This is a genomic window from Streptosporangium sp. NBC_01810, from assembly GCF_035917355.1.
Lineage (GTDB): Bacteria > Actinomycetota > Actinomycetes > Streptosporangiales > Streptosporangiaceae > Streptosporangium.
The window spans coordinates 3,688,355-3,693,189 of sequence record NZ_CP109070.1 but is presented as its reverse complement, the minus strand read 5'-3'; the positions used below and the strand labels follow the sequence as shown (position 1 = coordinate 3,693,189).

The window sequence follows — 4,835 nt, the reverse complement described above, 5'->3', positions numbered from 1 at the left end:
TTTCATCACCATCTCAGATCGTGCGGGAGCCGACCACATCATGAAGGCACGAAATCTGCTCGCGGTAAGCGACCTGCATGTCGTCTACGCAGAGAATCGAAACTTCGTCGAGGGGTTCCGGCCCAGGTCCGATGAGGACTGGCTGATTGTCGCGGGTGACGTCGGCGAGCGGATCGAGGACATTGAATGGGCGCTCGGCCTGCTGGCAGAACGCTTCGCCCAAGTCATCTGGGCGCCGGGCAACCATGAACTCTGGACGCCGCGGGACGATCCGATTCAGCTTCGCGGTGAAAACCGGTATCAGTATCTTGTGGACATGTGCCGCAGCCTCGGAATCCGTACGCCGGAGGATCCTTACCTGATATGGGACGGGCCCGGGGGGCCGGTTACCATCGCGCCGCTTTTCCTGCTGTACGACTATTCTTTCCGTGTTCCCGGCACGGCCACGAAGGCGCAGTCGCTGGCCCGCGCGTACGAGGCCGGAGTGGTGTGCACGGACGAGATGCTGCTGCATCCCGATCCATATCCGAGCCGCGAGGAATGGTGCTGGGCCAGGCTGGAGTCGACCGAGCGCCGGCTGGCCGCCTGCGATCCCGACCACCCTGTCGTCCTCGTCAACCACTATCCGCTGGTGCGTGAGCCCACCCGCGTCCTGCGTCATCCGGAGTTCGCCCAGTGGTGCGGCACCCAGCTGACCGCCGACTGGCACCTGAAGTACCGGGCGGCCGTGGTCGTGTACGGCCACCTGCACATACCACGCACGACCTGGTACGACGGAGTTCGCTTCGAGGAGGTTTCATTGGGATACCCGAGGGAGTGGCGTCGACGGGGCGGGACACCCCGTCCGGCGCGGTCGATCCTGCTGACCTCCGAACGCGTCTCATGATCGAGGATCTGCTGCCCGGGGAGGTCATGTCGTCGGAGGCGTTCGACGACTCGCGGCCATGTGCCCTGTTCCTCGCGGAGGAGGCAGTGATCAGCAGGTCGGTGGAGAAGCGCCGCCGCGAGTTCACCACGGCGCGCTGGTGCGCCCGTGACGCCCTGGGCAATCTGGGGTACCAGCCGGTGCCCGTGCTGCCGGGTGCGAAGGGCGCGCCGATCTGGCCCTCAGGTGTCGTCGGCAGCATCACCCACTGCGCCGGATACCGTGCCGCCGTCGTCGCCCGATCCGGTGACATCACGACCCTGGGGATCGACGCCGAGCCGAACAAGCCGCTGCCCTCCGGCATCCTGGAGGTCATCACAGCCGGCGAGGAGCTGCGCCGGGTGATGGATCTCCTGCGGCGCGACCCGTCGGTGAGGTGGGACCGGCTGCTGTTCAGCGCCAAGGAGTCCGTCTACAAGGCCTGGTTCCCGCTGGCCCCGCTGCGGGAACCAGGCCTCGACTTCACGGAGGCGTCGATCACCTTCGATCCGGTCTGTGGTGGTTTCCAGGCCCGGCTGCTGGTCGAGGGGCCGAGGCTGAGTGACGGCGTCGAGTTGAAGGAGTTCTCCGGTCGCTGGCTGGTGGGCCGGGGTCTCATGATCACGGCTATCGCGGTCGTGGCGGCTCCCTCCGTCACCGGGGACACCTCGGGCGCTCCGGACGTCGCGAATGCCTCGGACGCCCCGATCGCCTTCGCCGCTGACAGCGCCGCCCGCACGTTGCCCATGGCCACCGGAGACCATCACCTGTCTGATCGCCGCTGAGGTCGCCGCCGTGCCCCGGTGCGTGGGCGCAGTCTCGTGTCGCCCACGCACCGGGGGTGCCGGCTCAGGTGAGGGCGCGCCGGAGGGCGTCGATCCGGCCGGCCCAGATTCGCCGGGAGAGTGCCGCCTCGACGGAGACCACGACGGCACCGACCGGGTCGCAGATCATCGTCGCGTTGGCATCCTCCCCCGCGATGTCGCCGAGGATCATGCCGCCACCGTGGATGTATTGAACTCCTCCCCGGCCTGGGGGCCGGAGACTCTCCCGTCGCGTCGCGGTTAAGCGGCGCGCGGGGGTTGACGTTCGGTAGAAGTAGGCCAGGCTCTCCACATCCACCCGGGCTCCGGGATAGCGGTTCCAGTACCAGGTGCCGCCGCCGCGGGGGCGGACTTCAGCACGGTGATCATCATGGCGAGCGGCAACCGGGAACTGCAGACCCACGTCGACCTGGTGGTCACCCGTACCCAGCGGGTGCTGGCCCTCACCGCCGAGAGCGAGGTGTGGCGCGTGTGGCTGGACGGCTACCGGCAGACCCTGGAACTGCTCGAACGGGGCGACCGCGCCGGGGCCGTCGAGCGGTATCGGCAGATCTACCGCGACTACCGGCAGCGGGTGGAGACCCTGCTGTTCGACGAGGATCACTGACGCCGGTAGGCGGCCAGGACCTGTCGGGCGTGGGCCTCGCTCGTGATTGGCTAGCTAGATTCTGACTCTATGTTCAGGGCGGTGTCCGAGATGCGGGTGAGGATGCATTATCTGTGCAGGTAACAACTTGATCCGTGCTTCCTCAAGCGTCTCAGGTATTGACAGTAGTAGAATCTAATTTCACTATAGCTTCACGGAGTCTCGCCTGCTGCGCCGGCCGCCCCCCGGGCGTGGCCACCGTGGCCGGCGTGTCCCAGGTACTGATCGTCCGGGCTATCGCCCGCATGCGACAGGGAGTGGAGAATGAGCCTCATCGCCGGGACCGAGGACAGTTCGTCATCGCGCTTGGACAACGACGCTTCTGGGAGGCATCCGCTCGATTCGATGTTTGCGCCGCGCGGGATCGCGATCGTCGGGGCGAGTGATCGTTCGGGTTGGTCCCGTTACACCTACGCCAACCTCGTGCAGGCGAAATACCCCCACCCCATCCATCTCGTCAACCACAAGGGTGGTCTGGTTCACGGGCAGCAGGCCGTCAAATCCCTTGATGACATTGACGGCCATGTCGATCTGGCCTACGTGCTGACCGGCCCTGACTCGCTGCCGGGCATCATGGAGAGCGCGGCGGCGAAGGGGATCGTCAATCTCGTCGTCATCGCCGCCGGTTTCGGGGAGATGGGCGAGGAGGGAGCCGAACGCGAGCGCGCCCTGGCCGCCCGTGCGAACGAGCTCGGCCTGCGCATCCTGGGGCCGAACAATCTCGGTTTCATCAACGCGACCGCCGCGACGATGCCGTGGAGCCAGATGCTGCCGTGGCCGTTGGAGACCGGTGGTGTCGGGGTCCTCTCGCAGAGCGGCGCGCTCGGCATCTTCCTGCTCAACTACCTGCAGGGCCGGGATGTGGGCATCAGCCATCTGGTCACGCTGGGCAACGAGGCGATGATCACGATCGCCGAGGGCATCGACTACCTGCTGGCACAGGAGTCGACGAAGGTCATCGCGCTGTATCTGGAATCGGTACGTCACCCCGAGGCGTTCATCGACGCCGCCCGCCGGGCGTTGGCGGCCGGTGTGCCCATCGTCGCCTACAAGGCGGGGTGCGGCGAGGTGGGCGCCAAGGTGACGGCGGCGCACACCGGAGCGCTCGCCGGTGACGACAAGGTGTTCGACGCCGCCTTCCGGCAGCTCGGGGTCATCCGTGTCGACTCCATCGAGGACCTGGTGGCCACGGCCGGGCTGCTCGCCGAGTACGGGGAGATTCCCGGGCGCAGGGCCGCCTTCGTGACCGGGTCCGGAGCGATGTGCGGGGTGATCGGCGATGTCGCCGAGGCGAGCGGCGTGCTGCTGCCCGACCTCGCCGACTCCACGGTGACGGGGCTGCGGGAGAGCGGGCTGCCGGAGTTCGCGACGGCTCAGAACCCGCTCGACACCACCGGGTACGTCGTGATCAAGCCGGACCTGCTGCCGCTGTGCGAGAAGGTCGTCTCGAAGGACCCGGGCATCGACGTCCTGGTGATCAATGGATCGGTCCCGGCCACCCCCGAGGCGGCCGCCTTCATGGCCGGGAGCGTCGAGTGGCGCAAGGAACTGGCGGACACGAGCCCGGTTCCCGTCATCCCCATGGAGTTCCTGCCCACCGAGCGCACCCTGTTCGCGCGTGAGTTCCGCCGGTCGTCGGGCAGTTCGTACGTGCTGGAGTCCTTCGCCCGGGGCATCCCCGCCCTGGCCAAGGCGATGTGGTGGTCGGAGAAGCGCAGGGAGATCGTGCGGCCGCGGGCCGGCTCCTCGCCGGTCGTGGAGATCGAGGGCGGCGCCGGCGGTCGCTGGTCCGAGCGCCAGGTCGTCGAGCTGCTGGCCGGCGCAGGGGTGCCCGTCGTTCCCCAGCGCCTGGTGCGGACCGCACAGGAGGCCGAGAGTGCGGCCGGAGAGATGCCGCTTCCCCTGGTCATGAAGGTCTCGTCCGCCGATATCGCGCACAAGACGGACGTCGGCGGGGTCGTCCTCGGCCTGAACTCGCCGGATGAGGTGCGCGGGGCGTTCGAGCGGATGATGGACACGGTGCGGTCGCAGGCGCCGGACGCCGACATCGAGGGCGCGGTCCTCAGCCCGATGCGTCCCGACGGCGTCGACCTGCTGGTGGGCTTCGTCCGTGACTCCGTATGGGGCCTCACACTCGTCGTCGGCCTCGGCGGCGTCTGGGTGGAGGTTCTCAAGGACACCGCGATCAGGCTTCTCCCCGTCAACCGGGACGAGGTCAAGGCCATGCTCACGGAGTTGAAGAGCTATCCCCTGCTCACGGGTGCTCGTGGGGGAGCGGTGGTGGACCTGGAGAAGCTGGCCGACGTCATCTGCCGGCTCGCCGACGTCGCGGCGGCGCTCGGCGACCGGATGACGGAGATGGAGGTCAATCCGCTGCGGGTCTCCGGCGAGAGCGTCGAGGTCCTGGACGCGATGGCCGTCTGGGACGAGGGCTGACATTCCGGCCCCCCCTGCCGCTCCG

The 4,835-nt window shown here is 67.9% G+C and carries 5 protein-coding genes; 4 read left to right on the top strand and 1 reads right to left on the bottom strand.

The features are described from left to right. Positions 1 to 40: 40 nt before the first annotated feature. Complete coding sequence (locus OIE13_RS16580; RefSeq protein WP_326638703.1) at positions 41 to 886, top strand: metallophosphoesterase family protein; 846 nt, start codon at positions 41 to 43, stop codon at positions 884 to 886. Further along, positions 883 to 1,689, top strand: a complete 807-nt coding sequence (locus OIE13_RS16575) for a 4'-phosphopantetheinyl transferase family protein (protein ID WP_326830203.1) — start codon at positions 883 to 885, stop codon at positions 1,687 to 1,689. The genes OIE13_RS16580 and OIE13_RS16575 overlap by 4 nt, the downstream gene beginning before the upstream one ends. Positions 1,690 to 1,753: 64 nt before the next feature. On the opposite strand, the gene OIE13_RS16570 is transcribed toward OIE13_RS16575, so the two are convergent. Continuing rightward, a complete protein-coding gene (locus OIE13_RS16570) occupies positions 1,754 to 1,900 on the bottom strand; it encodes a hypothetical protein (protein ID WP_326638707.1) in 147 nt (48 codons plus the stop codon). Between the two features lie 120 nt (positions 1,901 to 2,020). Between OIE13_RS16570 and OIE13_RS16565 the strand changes: the two genes are divergently transcribed. Then, on the top strand, positions 2,021 to 2,335 hold the full coding sequence (locus tag OIE13_RS16565; protein ID WP_442816067.1) for an FCD domain-containing protein: 315 nt from the start codon (positions 2,021 to 2,023) through the stop codon (positions 2,333 to 2,335). 384 nt (positions 2,336 to 2,719) lie between these two features. Beyond that, entirely contained in the window at positions 2,720 to 4,810 is a 2,091-nt protein-coding gene (locus tag OIE13_RS16560; protein WP_326830202.1) for an acetate--CoA ligase family protein, read from the top strand. Positions 4,811 to 4,835: the final 25 nt, after the last annotated feature.